At 67.3% G+C, this 16,400-nt stretch carries 16 protein-coding genes; 7 read left to right on the top strand and 9 right to left on the bottom strand.

Features of this window, described 5'->3' with window-relative positions:
- The 4 genes from guaB to ABD989_RS16015 all read left to right on the top strand — a co-directional run bounded on the left by guaB (position 1) and on the right by ABD989_RS16015 (position 5,086).
- The gene (gene guaB, locus ABD989_RS16030; protein WP_345314236.1) at positions 1 to 1,512 is read left to right on the top strand and encodes an IMP dehydrogenase; all 1,512 of its coding nucleotides are present in this window, start codon (positions 1 to 3) and stop codon (positions 1,510 to 1,512) included.
- 25 nt (positions 1,513 to 1,537) lie between these two features.
- Positions 1,538 to 2,704 (top strand): GuaB3 family IMP dehydrogenase-related protein, encoded by a 1,167-nt coding sequence (locus ABD989_RS16025; protein WP_246994683.1) that lies wholly within the window; start codon positions 1,538 to 1,540, stop codon positions 2,702 to 2,704.
- A 134-nt stretch (positions 2,705 to 2,838) separates the two neighbouring features.
- Positions 2,839 to 3,258, top strand: coding sequence for a DUF1622 domain-containing protein (locus ABD989_RS16020; RefSeq protein ID WP_345314235.1), 420 nt, complete (start codon positions 2,839 to 2,841; stop codon positions 3,256 to 3,258).
- Positions 3,259 to 3,307: 49 nt separating this feature from the next.
- Positions 3,308 to 5,086 (top strand): GMC family oxidoreductase N-terminal domain-containing protein, encoded by a 1,779-nt coding sequence (locus ABD989_RS16015; protein WP_345314234.1) that lies wholly within the window; start codon positions 3,308 to 3,310, stop codon positions 5,084 to 5,086.
- Positions 5,087 to 5,159: 73 nt separating this feature from the next.
- Here ABD989_RS16015 and ABD989_RS16010 read toward each other — a convergent pair whose 3' ends face one another.
- The 7 genes from ABD989_RS16010 to ABD989_RS15980 form a co-directional block, all read right to left on the bottom strand.
- Positions 5,160 to 6,677 carry an MFS transporter gene (locus ABD989_RS16010; protein ID WP_345314233.1) on the bottom strand — a complete coding sequence of 506 codons (1,518 nt, stop codon included), beginning with the start codon at positions 6,675 to 6,677 and terminating at the stop codon, positions 5,160 to 5,162.
- A 90-nt stretch (positions 6,678 to 6,767) separates the two neighbouring features.
- Complete coding sequence (gene cysE / locus ABD989_RS16005) at positions 6,768 to 7,367, bottom strand: serine O-acetyltransferase (RefSeq protein WP_246994692.1); 600 nt, start codon at positions 7,365 to 7,367, stop codon at positions 6,768 to 6,770.
- On the bottom strand, positions 7,367 to 8,302 hold the full coding sequence (gene cysK / locus ABD989_RS16000; protein WP_246994693.1) for a cysteine synthase A: 936 nt from the start codon (positions 8,300 to 8,302) through the stop codon (positions 7,367 to 7,369). Before cysK ends, cysE begins: the two co-directional genes overlap by 1 nt.
- A 45-nt stretch (positions 8,303 to 8,347) precedes the next feature.
- A complete protein-coding gene (locus tag ABD989_RS15995; protein WP_345314232.1) occupies positions 8,348 to 8,950 on the bottom strand; it encodes an energy-coupling factor transporter transmembrane component T family protein in 603 nt (200 codons plus the stop codon).
- A gap of 7 nt (positions 8,951 to 8,957) precedes the next feature.
- Positions 8,958 to 9,368 (bottom strand): VOC family protein, encoded by a 411-nt coding sequence (locus ABD989_RS15990; protein WP_345314231.1) that lies wholly within the window; start codon positions 9,366 to 9,368, stop codon positions 8,958 to 8,960.
- Positions 9,369 to 9,437: 69 nt separating this feature from the next.
- Positions 9,438 to 10,118 carry an energy-coupling factor ABC transporter ATP-binding protein gene (locus ABD989_RS15985; RefSeq protein WP_345314230.1) on the bottom strand — a complete coding sequence of 227 codons (681 nt, stop codon included), beginning with the start codon at positions 10,116 to 10,118 and terminating at the stop codon, positions 9,438 to 9,440.
- 7 nt (positions 10,119 to 10,125) lie between these two features.
- On the bottom strand, positions 10,126 to 10,725 hold the full coding sequence (locus tag ABD989_RS15980) for a biotin transporter BioY (RefSeq protein ID WP_345314229.1): 600 nt from the start codon (positions 10,723 to 10,725) through the stop codon (positions 10,126 to 10,128).
- Between the two features lie 69 nt (positions 10,726 to 10,794).
- On the opposite strand from ABD989_RS15980, the gene ABD989_RS15975 reads away from it, so the two are divergent.
- Together ABD989_RS15975 and ABD989_RS15970 are read left to right on the top strand one after the other, a co-directional pair.
- Positions 10,795 to 12,177, top strand: a complete 1,383-nt coding sequence (locus ABD989_RS15975; RefSeq protein WP_345314228.1) for a cytochrome P450 — start codon at positions 10,795 to 10,797, stop codon at positions 12,175 to 12,177.
- Between the two features lie 273 nt (positions 12,178 to 12,450).
- Positions 12,451 to 13,119 (top strand): Ltp family lipoprotein, encoded by a 669-nt coding sequence (locus ABD989_RS15970; protein ID WP_345314227.1) that lies wholly within the window; start codon positions 12,451 to 12,453, stop codon positions 13,117 to 13,119.
- Between the two features lie 148 nt (positions 13,120 to 13,267).
- On the opposite strand, the gene ABD989_RS15965 is transcribed toward ABD989_RS15970, so the two are convergent.
- Positions 13,268 to 14,257 (bottom strand): hypothetical protein, encoded by a 990-nt coding sequence (locus tag ABD989_RS15965; protein WP_345314226.1) that lies wholly within the window; start codon positions 14,255 to 14,257, stop codon positions 13,268 to 13,270.
- A 230-nt stretch (positions 14,258 to 14,487) separates the two neighbouring features.
- Here ABD989_RS15965 and ABD989_RS15960 point away from each other — a divergent pair, with 230 nt between their 5' ends.
- Positions 14,488 to 15,027, top strand: a complete 540-nt coding sequence (locus ABD989_RS15960) for a hypothetical protein (protein ID WP_345314225.1) — start codon at positions 14,488 to 14,490, stop codon at positions 15,025 to 15,027.
- A gap of 144 nt (positions 15,028 to 15,171) precedes the next feature.
- On the opposite strand, the gene ABD989_RS15955 is transcribed toward ABD989_RS15960, so the two are convergent.
- Positions 15,172 to 16,400: DUF4062 domain-containing protein (locus ABD989_RS15955; protein WP_345314224.1), on the bottom strand; the 1,229-nt coding region annotated here is incomplete at its 5' end.

The raw sequence follows: 16,400 nt of genomic DNA, 5'->3' as shown, positions 1-16,400 counted from the left end.
ATGACCCCCGTACGCACTGGTGGAGATGATCCCAACAAGGTCGCGATGCTCGGCCTGACCTTCGACGATGTCCTGTTGCTCCCGGCCGCGTCCGACGTGGTCCCGAACAAGGTCGACACGTCCTCGCAACTGACCCGGGAGATCACGCTGCGCGTGCCCCTGGTGAGTTCGGCGATGGACACCGTCACCGAATCCCGGATGGCCATCGCGATGGCCCGCGCCGGCGGCATGGGCGTGCTGCACCGCAATCTGTCGATCGAGGCGCAGGCCGCGTCGGTCGAGACGGTGAAGCGGTCCGAGGCCGGCATGGTGACCGATCCGGTGACCTGCAGCCCCGAGAACACCCTCGCCGAGGTCGACGCCATGTGCGCGCGATTCCGAATCTCCGGACTGCCCGTGGTGGACGACGCCGGTGCGCTGATCGGCATCATCACCAACCGCGACATGCGTTTCGAGCACGACCAGTCGCGTCCGGTCGCCGAGGTGATGACCCCGGCGCCGCTGGTCACCGCGCAGGAGGGCGTCTCCGCTGAAGCCGCACTCGGGCTGCTGCGTCGCCACAAGATCGAGAAGCTGCCGATCGTCGACGGCAACGGTCGCCTCACCGGGCTGATCACCGTCAAGGACTTCGTCAAGACCGAGCAGCACCCGGACGCCACCAAGGACGCCGACGGGCGCCTGCTGGTCGGCGCCGCGGTGGGCGCGGGCGACGAGGCGTGGACGCGGGCCATGACCCTGTCCGAGGCCGGCGTCGACGTCCTGGTGGTCGACAGTGCGCACGGCCACTCGCGCGGCGTGCTGGAGATGATCAGCAAGCTCAAGGCCGAGATCGGCGACCGCGTGCAGCTGATCGGTGGCAATGTCGCCACCCGCGGCGGCGCGCAGGCGCTGATCGACGCCGGTGTGGACGCGGTCAAGGTGGGCGTCGGGCCCGGCTCGATCTGCACCACCCGCGTGGTCGCCGGTGTCGGCGCCCCGCAGATCACCGCGATCCTGGAAGCGTGCGCCGCGGCGCAGGCGGCCGGCGTGCCGGTGGTGGCCGACGGCGGCCTGCAGTACTCGGGCGACGTCGCCAAGGCCCTCGCCGCCGGTGCGTCGACCGCGATGCTGGGTTCGCTGCTGGCCGGTACCGCCGAGTCGCCGGGCGAACTGATCCTGGTGAACGGCAAGCAGTTCAAGAGCTACCGCGGCATGGGCTCGCTCGGGGCCATGCAGGGCCGCGGGCAGGGCAAGTCGTACTCCAAGGACCGCTACTTCCAGGACGACGTGCTGGCCGAGGACAAGCTGGTGCCCGAGGGCATCGAGGGACGCGTGCCGTTCCGCGGTCCGCTGAACCAGGTGATCCACCAGCTGACCGGCGGCCTGCGGGCGGCCATGGGCTACACCGGTGCTCAGACGATCGCCGAGCTGCAGCAGGCCCAGTTCGTTCAGATCACCGCGGCCGGACTCAAGGAGTCCCACCCGCACGATGTGACCCTCACGGCCGAAGCGCCGAATTACTACACTCGCTAAGCAGCGAAGAAGAAAGGCGCCCCTCGTGCGTGACCTCGTGGAATTCGGCATGGGCCGGACTGCTCGTCGGACCTATGAACTCGACGACATCTCGATCGTTCCGTCCCGGCGGACCCGTTCGTCCAAGGACGTGTCGACGGCCTGGCAGATCGATGCCTACCGGTTCGAGACCCCGATCCTCAACCATCCGACCGATGCCATCGGCTCGCCGGCGACGGTGATCGAGCTCGGGCGCCTGGGTGCGCTCGGCGTGCTCAACGGCGAGGGCCTGTGGGCCCGCCACGACGACGTCGAGGCCAAGCTCGCCGAGTTGCTGGAGATCGCCGACCGCAACGACGACCCGTCGGCCGCAGTGGCCTTCCTGCAGGAGCTGCACCGCGCACCGGTGCGGCCGGAACTGCTCGCGGGCGCCGTCGAGCAGGTGCGGGCCGCCGGTGTCACCACCGCCGTCCGCGTCAGCCCGCAGCACGCGCCCGAGGTGACCCCGGCGCTGCTGGAGGCCGGTGTGGAGATCCTCGTGGTGCACGGCACCATCATCTCCGCCGAGCACGTGACGCTGGTGGACCGCGGAACGGAAGAGGGGCTCGTCGCCGAGCCGCTGAACCTCAAGACCTTCATCTCCGACCTGGACATCCCCGTCATCGCCGGCGGCGTGCAGGATCACCGCACCGCGCTGCACCTCATGCGGACCGGTGCAGCCGGTGTGATCGTCGGCTACGGCTCCGCCGAAGGTGCGACCACCACCAACGAGGTGCTCGGCATCGGCGTGCCGATGGCCACCGCCATCGCCGACGCCGCCGCCGCGCGTCGGGACTACCTGGACGAGACCGGCGGCCGGTACGTGCACGTGATCGCCGACGGCGACCTGCACACCTCCGGCGACATCGCCAAGGCGCTGGCCTGCGGCGCCGACGCGGTCTCGCTCGGCACCCCGCTGGCCGCCGCCGACGAGGCGCCGGGCAAGGGCTGGTACTGGCCGTCGGCGGCCGCCCACCCGGATACCCCGCGCGGCGCGCTGCTGCAGGTGGCGCCGCCGGAAGGCCGGGCCTCGCTCGAGCGCGTCCTGACCGGCCCGTCCGACGACCCGGACGGACTGCTGAACCTGATCGGCGCGCTGCGTCGTTCCATGGCGAAGGCCGGCTACAGCGACCTCAAGGAGTTCCAGAAGGTGGGCCTCTCCGTCCGCGCCTGATCCGTCCGCACACGCTCCCCGTGCGGTCCGCTCCCTGAACTTGTCGAAGGGTGTGCGACCGGCCCGGGGAGCGTGTGCATTTCGGCTTCTGCCCTTCGACTGGCTCAGGAGGCGAGCAAGGCTAGGGTGAGCGCGTGGAAGAACTGATCGACGAAGCCTTCTCCTGGGTTGCGCTGAGTTTCGAGTTGCTCGGGGCGGTCACGATGGTGGTCGGCGCGATGGTCGCTATCGCGCTCGGTATGCGGGCGGCGCTGCGCGGACAGCCCGGCAGCGATGCGTTCGGCGTGATCCGCCGGACGCTCGGCGGGGCCATCCTGCTGGGCCTGGAGGTGCTCGTCGCCGCCGACCTGGTTCGGACCATCACGTCCAAGCCGTCGATGGAGGACGCGCTGATCCTGGGTCTCATCGTGCTGATTCGGACCGTCTTGTCGCTGTCCATCCAAATCGAGATCGAGGGCGTGCTGCCGTGGCGTCGCGCCCTGCTGACCAGCGGGGCGAGTGTCGTCGCCCGAGAAGTGCGCCGCGACGCGGAGGCGCCCTCTACCGGCAAGTAAGGGCATGCTTCCTATCTGAAACGTGACAACGGTCATTAGTGTCTTTGCTATGGCCAGCAGTGACTACGACGTCCTCATCATCGGTTCCGGATTCGGCGGCAGCGTCAGCGCGCTGCGCCTGGTGGAGAAGGGGTACCGGGTCGGCGTGATCGAAGCCGGGCGCCGCTTCGAAGACGACCAGTTCGCCAAGACCAGCTGGCGCCTGCACAAGTGGCTGTGGGCGCCCCGCCTGGGCCTCTACGGCATCCAGCGCATTCACGCGCTCAAGGACGTGATGATCCTGGCCGGCGCCGGGGTGGGCGGCGGTTCGCTGAACTACGCCAACACGCTGTACAAGCCGCCGACGCCGTTCTTCACCGACCCGCAGTGGGCGCACATCACCGACTGGGAAGCCGAGCTCACCCCGCACTACGAGCAGGCCCGTCGCATGCTCGGCGTCGTCACCAACCCGACGTTCACCAACTCCGACCGCGTGATGAAGCAGGTCGCCGAGGACATGGGTGTCGGCGACACCTTCGGCTCCACGCCGGTCGGCGTGTACTTCGGTGCCAAGACCGGGGGAGAGGGCGCGCCGGGACAGACCGTCGACGACCCGTACTTCGGCGGGGCCGGTCCGCGTCGTACCGCCTGCACCGAATGCGGCGCCTGCATGACCGGCTGCCGCGTCGGCGCCAAGAACACGCTGATGAAGAACTACCTCGGCCTGGCCGAGGCGAACGGTGCGCAGATCATCGACCGCACCACCGTCGACCGTCTCGAGCAGCGCAGCGACGGCAGCTGGGTGGTCTCCACCCGCGGCTCGTCGGCGTGGGGCCCGTTCGGCGCGCGTCGTCGCCAATTCACTGCCGATCAGGTGATCGTCGCGGCCGGCACGTTCAACACGCAGAAGATCATGTTCGGTGCCAAGGACTCGACGCTGCCCAAGGTGTCCGATTCGCTGGGTGTGCTGACCCGCACCAACTCGGAGTCGATCCTGGGTGCGCAGGCCGCCAAGGTGGATCCGGCCAGCGACTACTCCGAGGGCGTGGCGATCACGTCGTCGTTCTACCCCGAGCCCAACACGCATGTGGAGCCGGTCCGCTACGGCAAGGGCAGCAACGCGATCGCCTACCTGCAGACCCTGATGACCCAGGGCGGCAGCGTGCCGAACCGCCTCGGACAGTTCCTGCGCGAGGTGATCAAGAATCCGCTGCTGCTGGTGCGCCTGCTGTGGGTGCGCAAGTGGAGCGAGCGGACCGTGATCGCCCTGGTGATGCAGAACTCGAACAACTCGCTGACCACGTTCATGCGTAAGCGCGGTCCGCTGAAGTACGTGACCAGCAAGCAGGGCCACGGCGAGCCCAACCCCACCTGGATCCCCAAGGGCAACGAGGCCAACCAGCGGGCCGCGGACCTCCTGCCCGGCGGCATGGCAGGCGGCACCTGGGGCGACATCTTCAACATGCCGCTCACCGCGCACTACCTGGGCGGCTGCGTGATCTCCGATGATCCGGCCAACGGTGTGATCGATCCGTACCACCGGGTGTGGAACTACCCGACGCTGCACATCACCGACGGGGCGTCGATCTCGGCGAACCTCGGCGTGAACCCGTCGCTGTCGATCTGCGCGCAGGCCGAGCGGGCCGCGTCGCTGTGGCCCAACAAGGGCGACGACGATGCGCGTCCGGCCCAGGGCGACAGCTACCAACGGATGGATCCGATCGCGCCGGTCTCCCCGGTGGTGCCCGCGAGCGCCCCGGGTGCGCTGCGCCTGTCGATCACCCCGGTGCAGAGCGCTCCGGCCCAGCCCGCCGAGGTCGCCGCGGACGCGGACCAGCCGACGGCATGACGAACACCACCGGCCCGGGCTGTGCGCTCCGCACTGCCCGGGCCGGCGGCATCGTCGGGTCTGTCCGCCCGGTTCACTCGGCCTGGACGAAGTCCTTGCTGCGGATCAGGAAGAACGCGGCGACACCGCCGACGATCGCGACCACGCCGCTGATCAGGAACAGCTGATTGAGGCCGTCGGTGAAGGCGGTGGCGATCGTGTCGGCCGCGTCGGTGCGCAAGTCGGCGGGTACCTTCTCCACGAGCGCCTTCTGGTCGCCTGCGGTCACCGCCTTGGCGATGCCGTCGACGTGGTCGGCCAGGCGGGTGTGCCCGAGCGATTCGCGCAGACTGTCGACGATCTTCGACGAGAACAGCGTGCCGTAGACGGCGATACCGACGGCGATACCGACCTGGCGGAAGGTGTTGTTGATACCCGACGCCATGCCGGAGCGGTCGACGGGCACCACGCCGACGGCGGTGGAGGCCAGCGGCGGGTTCACCAGACCGCCGCCGATACCGGCGAGCACGAAGCCGACGATCAGGTGGGTCCAGGTGCTCTCGGCGTCGAGACCCATCATGGTGAGCAGGCCGATGCCGACCAGCAGCAGACCCGGGCCGATCATCCAGCGGGCGGGCACGCGGTCGGTGAGACGGCCGGCGATGGTGGCGACCACCATCGTCATCGCGGAGAACACGAGGAGTCGGAGCCCGGCGTCGAAGGCGTTGTAGCCCAACTGGTTCTGCAGGTACAGGACGAAGTAGAGCATCATCGCGAACATCGAGCCGTTCATGCAGAACGCTGCGATGGAGCCGCCGAGGAAGGTCGGCACGCGGAACAGATCCAGGTCGAACATCGGCTCGCGGAGCTTCCATTCGACCACGCCGAAAGCGATCAGCAGCGCGGCGGCGACGCCGAAGCACCAGAGGACGGTGCTGTCGGTCCACGACGTCTCGCCGGCTTCGGTGAAGGCGTAGACGAGGGCGAACAGGCCGCCGGTGAAGGTGATCATGCCGGCCCAGTCGATGCGGCGCGCATACGGCGCCTTCGATTCGCCCATCAGGATGAAGGTGAGGACCAGGGCGATCGCGCCGAGCGGGACGTTGACGTAGAAGATGCCGCGCCAGTCGAGCCCGGTGGTGATGGCGCCGCCCAGAATGGGGCCCAGGGCTGTGGCGATACCGGTGATCGCACCCCACACGCCGAACGCGATGCCTCGGTCCCGGCCGGAGAAGCTGGCCGCGAGAATGGCCAGCGAGGTGGCGAACAGCATGGCACCGCCGACGCCCTGGGCCGCGCGCGAGAAGATCAGCATCTCCGGGCTGGTGGCGGCGCCGCACAGGGCCGAGCCGGCGGTGAAGATCGCGAGGCCGATGGCGAAGATGAGTCGTCGACCGAATCGGTCCGACAGGGAACCGGCCGTGAGCAGCAGCGCCGCCAACGACAGTGCGTAGGCATCGGTGACCCACTGGAGCTGGGAGAACGACGCGCCCAGGTCATGCTCCATGTCCGGCAGGGCGACCATCACGATGGTCACGTCCAGCAGCAGCATGAAGGTGCCGAGGCAGACGATCACCAGCGTCCACCACTTGTTCTTCATCACGGTGTGCACCCGGGCTCCTTCCGGTCGCGGACTCTACGACAAGGAGTCAACCACAGGCCCCGCGGAACTCCGCGGGGCCTGTGGTTGTAGGTCAGTTGTTCAGATGTAGAGCGCGGGCTCGGCGTACGGGTCGATCACGTCGGGGCCGGGACGCGACTTGGCGGCCACGCCGATCGCGACGTGACCGGTGGGGACGTCGTGCACCACCACGGCGTTGGCCCCGATCTTCACGTCGTCGCCCAGGGTGATGGGTCCGAGGATCTTGGCGCCGGCGCCGATGAGGACGCGGTCGCCCACGGTGGGGTGCCGCTTGCCCTTGTTCATGCTGGTGCCGCCGAGGGTGGAACCGTGGAACATCAGGACGTCCTCGCCGACCACCGAGGTCTCGCCGATCACCACGCCCATGCCGTGGTCGATGAAGAAGCGTCGACCGATGACCGCGGCCGGGTGGATCTCCACGCCGGTCATGAAACGGGCGAACTGCGACAGGAGGCGCGCGGGCAGGCGCAGCAGACGGTTCTTGTTCCAGAGCGCGTGCGCGATGCGGTACAGCCACAGTGCGTGCACGCCCGGGTAGGCGATCGCCACGAGGAACCTGGAGGTGGCGGCGGGATCACGGTCCCGGGCCGCCTGCAGGTCCTCGCGGAGAAGGAAGAAGAGCCCCGGACGTTCGGGAAGTCCGCGACTGTCGGGCGTCACTAGTCCACGAGTCCTTCGAAGAGCGGAGTCGAGAGGTAGCGCTCGCCGAAGTCGGGGAGCACGACGACGATGGTCTTGCCCGCGAACTCGGGGCGCTGGGCCACCTGCACGGCGGCGGCCAGTGCTGCGCCGGACGAGATGCCGACCAGCAGGCCCTCTTCGGTGGCGGCACGACGGGCCCACGCGAGGGAGGTCTCGGCGTTGATGTCGATCACTTCGTCGTAGACGTCGGTGTCGAGCACCTCGGGCACGAAGTTCGCGCCCAGACCCTGGATCTTGTGCGGGCCGGGGGCGCCGCCGTTGAGGATGGGCGACTCTTCCGGCTCGACGGCGAAGACCTTCACGTCGGCGTTCTGGCTCTTGAGGTAGCCGCCGGCGCCGGTGATGGTGCCGCCGGTGCCGATGCCGGCGACGAAGGCGGCGACGGTGCCGTCGGTGTCGTTCCAGACCTCGGGGCCGGTGGTGGCGCGGTGGATCGCGGCGTTGGCGGGGTTGGCGAACTGGCGGGCCAGCACGGCGCCGGGGCGCTCGGCGGCGATCTCCTCGGAGCGGCGCACGGCACCGGCCATGCCCTCGGCACCCGGGGTGAGGATCAGTTCGGCGCCGAAGGCGCGCAGCAGGGCACGACGTTCCTTCGACATGGTCTCCGGCATGGCCAGCACGACGTTGTAGCCGCGGGCCGCGCCGACCATCGCCAAGGCGATGCCGGTGTTGCCGCTGGTGGCCTCGACGATGGTGCCGCCGGCGGGCAGCGTGCCGTCGGCTTCGGCAGCGTCGATGATGGCGACCGCGATGCGGTCCTTCACCGAGTTGGCGGGGTTGTAGTACTCAAGCTTGGCGAGCACCGTGGCGCCGGCGCCATCGGTGATCCGGTTGAGGCGGACGAGCGGGGTGCGACCGACGGCAGCGGTCACATCATCGAACACATTCGGCACAGCAATTCCTTTGACATCGGTGGGGTGATGCGTATGACAACGAGCCTAGTCCAGCCCCCGGGCGGCCAGAGTGTCGGCGAATCCGTCCGCGGTGTCCAGCGTCGCCAAGATGGCGGGCACGAACAGCACGCGGGGCCCGGGCCGCAGGCCACGGGCTCGGCGGGCCTGATCGACCTGGGTGAAGACTTCCGCGATGAGCGGTATGGACCGAATTGTCAAGGCTAAAGCCATGGCAATTAAATCCGTCCGCACGCCGAAACGCTCGAGTGGCCGCAGGGCGCCGACGATGGTCGCGAGCAGGTCGGACGTGCGCGTGGTCAGCGTGACGACGGCCGCCAAGCCGATCGACGCCAGCAGGATCGCGGACACCACCACGGCCCGCTGCCAGTCGGTGATGAAGAGCTGGAAGCCGAAGATCAGGGCGACGACGAACAGCGGCCCGCGCATGAGCGGCCACGCGCGTACCGGTCCGATGCCGGCCGCCGCGAAGACCAGGACCGTGGCGCCGACGGCGACCGCCGCCCCGGTCGTCGTGGTGACCAGCACGCTCATCGCGATGATCGCGCCGATCAGGGCCAGCAGTTTGAACCCGGCGGGCAACCGGTGGATGGGGGAACGCCCGGGCACATAGGTGCCGAGCATGCTCACAGCGGCGTCACTGTTTCGCGTGTTCGACGTCGACCATCCAGCTCACGCCGAAACGGTCGACGCACATGCCGAAGCCCGCGGACCAGAACGTCGCGGTGACCGGCATAGACACTGTTCCGCCGTCGGCGAGCGCCGCGTGGACGGTGCGAGCCGCCTCGATGTCGGGGGTGCTGGTGGAGACGGCGAAGCCGGTCTTGGGGCCGTCGTCGCCGGTGGGGTCGTCCGAGCCGAGCAGCAGGCCGCCGTCGGGCAGCGTGAGCGACGCGTGCATCACGAAGTCGCCGCCGCCGGGCATCCGGTCGGCCTCAGGGACGTCGGAGTTGCGCATGATCTGCAGCTCGCCGCCGAGGATCTCGCGGTAGCGCTCGAACGCCTCGGTGCAGTTGCCGCTGAAGAAGAGGTAGGGGGTCACAGCCATGATCGGTCACCGTTCCTGTGGTGCGTGTTCTGCGGATACGTCAAGTATCTACCCGCTTGCGAGCGGTGACTACTCCATCAGTCCGCGGTAGTACGCGATGGCCGGGGTCGGGGCGTCGTCGGCGACGACGCGGCCGCCGTCGAGTACCAGCACGCGGTCGTAGTTCTCGAGCATGTCGAGGTGGTGGGTCAGGACGATGAGCTGTTCGTCGAGCCCGGCGAGGACCTCGCGCAGCATGTTGGCGTTGCGGAGGTCGAGCATGGTGGTGGGTTCGTCGGCGATCAGGATCGACGGCCCGATCACCATGATCGCGGCGAGCGCGAGGAGCTGCTTCTGCCCGCCGGAGAGGGTGTGCGACGGCTGGTCGGCGTGGTCGGCGAGGCCGAACTTGGCGAGCGTGGCCATTGCCTGCTCGCGACGCTCGCGCTTGTCCTTGGTGACGCGGGTCAGGGAGAGGTCGATGTCTTCCAGGACGGTCGGCATGATGATCTGCCGGTCCGGGTCGGAGAAGATGAAGCCGACCTGCTTGCGGACCTTGCGCTGGTTCTTGGCGACGTTGAGGCCGTTGACGGTGACCGTGCCGGTGTCCGGGCGGACCAGGCCGTTCATCATGCGGGCCAGCGTCGATTTGCCGCTGCCGTTGGCGCCGATGATCCCGATGCGGTGTTCGGTGAGCGCGAGGTTGACGCCGGTGAGAACGGGACGGTCGCCGAAAGAGCGGCTGACGTCGTCGAACTCGATGGAGGTCATGGCCGGATCATTCCGCGGTCTGGGTGAACTGGCTGCGCCGGATGCGGAGGGGATGGATCAGGCCCGGGCGACCGCGGTGCACGGCGGCCGCCACGAGGGCCGCGAGCACGGCCTTGATGACGTCGCCGGCGACGAAGACGCCGTTCGAGGTGACCGCCGCGGTGAAGGAGATGTCGGTGCGCAGCATGAGGCCGGCGACGCCGCACGCGTAGATCACCAGCACGCCGCCGAGCAGGTTGATTCCGATGCCCAGCCACAGGTTGTAGCGCGGCATCATGAACGCGGTGAGCAGGCCGATCACGATCACGCCGGGCAGGAAGCCGACGAAGTAGCCGGCGGTCGGTGAGCTCAGCGCCATGGTGCCGGTGCGGAAGCCGGCCAGGATCGGCAGGCCCGCGATCGCCAGGACCATGAAGAGGACCACGGCGGCGGTGCCCTTCTTGGGGCCCAGGATGGCGCCGGCCATCATCACACCCATGGTCTGCAGGGTGATCGGGACGCCGCCGGCGAGGTTGAACTGACCGGGCAGGCCGAGGACCACGATCAGGGCGGCGAAGACCGCGGCCTGCGTGAGGTCGTTGATGGAGAACTTGAGGAAGCCTGGCACGTGAACAGGGTAAGTCGTGCGGTGGTGCCCCGGGCCGGTGGCCCTGCGGGTTCGTGCCAGACTGGGTCGGTGAAACTCGATTCGCGCCTTCCGCATCCGGGTCCCCGAGTTCCGCTGTTGGGGGACGTCTTCGGTGTCGACCGGAACAATCCGACGCAGCACGAGATGACCCTCGCGGAGCGGCTCGGGCCGATTTTCGAGCGCAAACTGCTCGACGTCCGACTGGTGCTGGTGGCCGGCGGCGAGCTCGCCGGGCAGTGTAACGACGAAGACAACTGGGCGCGGGCGCTGGCCGGTCCCACGCTGAAGTTCCGCGGGATCACCGGCTCCGGGCTGTTCACCGCGAAGACCTCGGATCCGCTGTGGGGCCAGGCGCGGCGGGTGCTGGAGCCGGGCTTCGCGCAGTCGGCGTTGCGGACCTATCACGCGGCCATGCAGTCGGTGGCCGACGATCTTATCGAGTACTGGTCCGGCCGCGAGGTGGTCGACGTGCACACGGCGATGACCAACGCGACGCTGGAAGTGATTGCGCGCGCGGGCTTTTCGCGCAACCTCGGGTTGTTCACGCAGGAGGGCGTCGATCCGCAGGCGCAGACGCTGCTGGTGGCGCTCGATCAGGTGCTGACGTGGGCGTCGGAATCGACCAACGATCTTCCCGTCGTGGGCCAGGTGCGCGGACTGTTCCATGAGCGGGCCTTCCAGGCGAACCTGGAGAAGACGCGGGCGTTCATCGACGGCATCGTCGCCGACCGGGTGAGTGGGAAGGAGCCCGCGAGTGACGACCTGCTCGGGCTGATGCTCGACACCGTCGACCCGGACACCGGCGAGAAGCTGCCGCACCAGAACGTGCGCGACCAGGTGCTGACCTTCCTCGTCGCCGGACACGAGACCACGGCGGCGCTGCTGGAGGTGACGCTCTGGTACCTCGCCGCACGGCCGGGCCTGGCGCAGCAGGTGACCGACGAGGCGCGGACCCGCGGCTTCGACTACTCCGGTGTGGCCGGTATGCGGACCACCCGCAACATCCTGAACGAGTCGCTGCGGCTGTGGCCGCCGGTGCCCGGGATCTTCCGGGTCTCCCGCAAGGACCAGCAGTTGGGCGGGTACGACATCCCCGCAGGCTACGCGGTGTTCGTCCTGACGCTGGCCGCGCAGCGGGACCCCGAGGTGTGGGGTCCGACCGCCGCGGCCTTCGATCCGGAGCGTTGGGAGGCGAAGGCGCTGCGCGAGTACCCCGACCGCTACTTCACGCCGTTCGGCACCGGGCCGCGCAGCTGCATCGGCCGGGCCTTCGCCATGCAGGAGTCGGCGCTGCTGGTGTCGCGGATCTGCGACGCGTTCGAGCTGTCGTTGGCCGAGCCTGCCGCCGGGTCGGACCCGGAGATGACCGAGCGCGGCACCCTGCGCCCGGTCCCGTTCTCGGTGAAGCTCTCCGCCCGCGCTGCCGTGTAGTTCCTCGCGGTGTATTTCTTCTTCATCCGGCCGATGAAGCAGCGCTGCCGCGAAACCGACGCGCTTGGTGTGCTGTGACCACCAAGTGGGTCGGTTTCGCGACGGGTTGGCGCCGAGACCGCGGTGGCTGTCGTTCGATCGGTTGATTTCTGTCGTTCAAGTGTGTTGACCGCCTGGCTGCGCGGCATTTCTGTCGGCGGCTCCGCGTAGGAGTGAGGTTGATCGATTCACTCCGCGACGCCCACGGGCCTCGCCGCACCGAAGGACGCTCGAATGACCATGCCGCCACCGGGACCGCCGACCCAACCGTTCGGATCCTCCTACCCCGGACCGCTCCCGCCGCCGATCCCACCGCCGCCGCCGGCTGAGAAGCCGTGGTTCAAGAAGAAGCGCTGGTGGCTTGCCGGCGCAGCGGTCGTCGTTGTGGTGGTGGGTGCAGCCGCCGGTGGGGCAGGAACGGAGAATTCCGGCGGCGATGACGTTGCGTCGGCACCGTCGTCCGCGGTGACCGCGACGCCCTCTGCGGCACCGACGGCGCAAGCATCGGTCGCTACGGAGACCACGACGGTCACTGTTGCTCCGAAGCGAACCACGACCACGGCCACGACCGAGGCCGTAGAGCCGACGGCGTCGATGACGTCGGGGCAGAGCAATGCGCTGCGGGCCGCGAAGAATTACCTGTCGATGTCGCCGTTCTCCCGGCAGGGACTCATCGAGCAGTTGTCCTCCGACTACGGCGAGGGGTACTCGGTGGCCGATGCCACTTACGCCGCCGACCACGTGAATGCGAACTGGAACGAACAGGCCGCCAAGGCGGCGAAGAACTACCTCGAGATCTCGCCGTTCTCCCGGCAGGGGCTCATCGAACAGCTGTCATCGCCGTACGGCGACCAGTACACGCTGGCCCAGGCCGCGTATGGAGTCGACAAGGCTGGGCTGTGACGGGAGCGCGGCGACCCGAGCAAAGATCCTGAGGTCGCGGTCGCCGCGCTGCATGGCTTCCACCGGCGAACCCCTCCATCGAACTGATCGATGGAGGGGTTCGCTGTCGGATAGGCGCGTGGTGGCAGGTTTCCTGCGGCCCGATGGTTCAGCTGCGGAGCGGGTCCAGCGGAGTCAGCAGTGCGGCGGCGCGGACGGCGGAGTCGGCGGCGGCCTGCTGCACGCGGGCGCTCTCGTGGCGGTCGACCTCGGTCTCGACCATCTGCTCGAGGTCGTCGGAGGATTCCAGGCGAGCGCGGTAGCGCTGGTCGCGGTGCATGGCCTGCACGCGGTCGACCATCTCCGCGTACGCCGCCAGAGCGCTAACGCGCTCGAGGAGCTGGTCGACGGCCTCGTCGATGAGGTCCGCCTTGCGGACGTAGAGGTCCACCACGTCGGGGTGTTCGCGGAGGTCGCCGCTCGGGGCCGGGCCGAGCTGGGCCTGCTGCGCGTTCAGCGCTCGAGCGCGGGCACCGATGGCGGACAGTTCGGCGACCAGGTCGAGGCGGACGGCGTGTTCGTCGAAGAAGTCGTGCTCCCACACCGGTCGCCCGGCGATCCGGTGGACGATCTGCGCCGCCACCCACGGGAACTGGCCGAGGCTGTGGTTCTGCAGTCGGCGCAGCGCGGTCTTGTCCTCGTCGGAGAGGGCGTAGCCGTGTGCCACACGGGCGGGCAGGGAGTCGTCGGCCGGTCCGTCCTGACTGCTGAACCAGCCGGACGAGCGCACCGGGCGATCGGCGAACTCGTCGCCGGTCCACTGATCCCACGCCAGCACCAGATAGCCGTGGGCCCGGTCGGGAGTGTCCTCGCGCGTCCACCGCCGGGCGCGGACGTCGGCAAGCAACTCGTCGCACTGCGCCTGCCGGTCGATGCGTCTCGTGCGGCGGCGGCGTTCCAACTGGGCCAGCGGGTGGGCGTCCTCGGCTCGGCGCCGTCGCCGCGCGGTCCGCTGCTGTCGGCGCGCGGTTCCGTGCTGGAACGGCGCGAGGATCAGCGTGGCGAACATGGCGCACAACGACCACAGGAGCGCCGCGGCAGCGGACACCGCGAAGACGCCCGCGACGAGGACGACGAGGATCAGTCCGAGCTTGACCATGGCGTCAGGAAACCACGGCCCTACGACATGGCCGAGGTGCCCGAGCGGAACATGAACTGACGAACTGCGGGACTAGCTGCCGATCGGCGACGTCGCGGTCGTGGCGACTGGCGGACCCAACTCCGACCTGAGCCTGTCGCCTTCCGTCAGCACCGAGACTCGCCGGGGTTCGGCTATGCATGGCGTCGTTGTCGTTGTCGTTGTCGTTCGAACGAACTAACCCACGCCGCGTGGCTTACCATTCCTGGAAACGAACTCCGCAGACGGGACATAATTCGATGAAACGGACATTTACGGCCTTGGTTGGCGCGATCGCGGCCTTGGCGCTCTTTGCAGGATGCGCGAGCGATGGTGGCGGGCAGACGGGAGAACCGGTCAAGGTTCTACTCATCGGCAACAACGACTCTCTGGTCAATAAACATGAGGGCAAGGAAAGGTGCCGATACTACGATGGTGACGTAAAGACCGGCGATCGCATGACCATCAGCGGTCCGAATGGCGACACACTCGGAGTCGCACAACTGGAGCCCCACCCCGACTTTCGGAAATCGTTGAGCGAGCCGGACACTGCCATCGGCGTGTGCTACTGGTATGCCAAGTTTGATAGCATTCCGGTCACCGAAGGTGCGTACGCAGTGCAGTTGGAAGATTATGGTTCCGTGACTGTATCTCCCGAGGAGCTTCGTCGGGATCCTCTTGCGATTAAAGTGCGCAACTCGTTTGCGGCCCTGTCTGGAGACGACGTCCTCGAGGTTCGGCAACCAGACTGACATGCGCGACGGCCAAGCGGAGACCAGCTTCGTCTGGTCGTTGTTTCAAGTGGCGCGGCAATGGCTTGTTCGTTCTGACCCTGGACGCTACGGTGAGTGGACTCCAGAAGAGGACGGCGGCGCGACCCGTCCAAGGTCATTCAGCTATTCGAATGAATCAGATTCTGGCCGCTTGATTGCGCGAACCACGGCTAAGTGCCGTAGACCTTTTTCCGAAAGTTTCAGGTACTTGTTCTTATCTTGCACTGTCCGCTTCTTCTCGCCCGTTTCAATCAGACCGAGAGCGCGCAACTGGAACTCGATAACCTCCCAACTATCGGCAAACATCACAGTGTCTGTGTTCGAGTCTGTTGGAATTTGATCGATAACTTTCTTCGGAATCCGACCGTTGAAAAGGACCTTGCAACGGTCGCGCGCATGCATAACCGTTGCCTCATCGATGAGCACAGGTCCAATACTTCCAAATATCTCGTCCCACGTTACTCGCACGTCGAAGTCTAAATTCTTAAACGCGTACTCATCGGGAGCGCGATGCTTGACCCTGTATCGAAGCTCTACAATATCAGTGCCCTGAGCAAGCTCGGAGGCATCCGCAAACAGGGTCCGTTCCGCCTCAACCTTCGCAGCCCTGGCCATTTCGAGTTCTTGACGAAGATCCAGAATCTCCTTCTCCGTTTCCAGTGTCATAGCCTTGTCCCCCCGGACCCACCCTGGTCGCGGATTCTTTTTTATCGCCATCAGAAGGCTCGTAACAACCAGGCCCGCGAGACTCTCCGGCGTCGTAAAGAAGTTCACCGGCTTCCCTTTTACCTTATCGCGGAAATTCGCGAGAAGCTCCTGCGCCTCTTTGTCAAGTTCAGACTTACCACTCGGGATCGAATCAGGATCGTCGTGAACGAAACCCAATACAGGAATACCGGATTCGACAGCATGATCGTATTCCTTCTCCGTGTAGCTAATTCCTTCAGCAGTAACACTTCCATACCTGCCAGCCACAACCACGACGTAGTAATCGCTCTGGTCGATTACTTGCTTGATGAGGTCCCACTGGCTCTCATCGGCCGCCGGAAACAGTTCCATGCCAGCCGGAATGTGGTCCATCCGCTGGATCGACTGGATCACGGCGGTTCGCTCGTCTCCCAGGTCCGTGTACGTCGAACTTACGAACACCTGATATCGCTTCTCATCCACGCCATGATCATCCCACGCACCCCCGACATTCCGGACCATCACTGCGCCCGTTGGGGGCTCTTCGATCTTGAACGGGCAGTCCCTGGTCAGGGCGGTCGCGTGTCGTTGACGTGAAAGGCCCCTGACCTTCGTGATTCTGGATGTTGCGAAGCATTCAAGAATCGAAAGAGGGGCAGGGGCCG

The organism is Gordonia alkaliphila (genome assembly GCF_039542465.1).
In the GTDB taxonomy this organism is placed as follows: Bacteria; Actinomycetota; Actinomycetes; order Mycobacteriales; family Mycobacteriaceae; genus Gordonia; species Gordonia alkaliphila.
The sequence above is the reverse complement of the archived record's forward strand: the minus strand, read 5'-3'. Positions and strand labels throughout refer to the sequence as shown.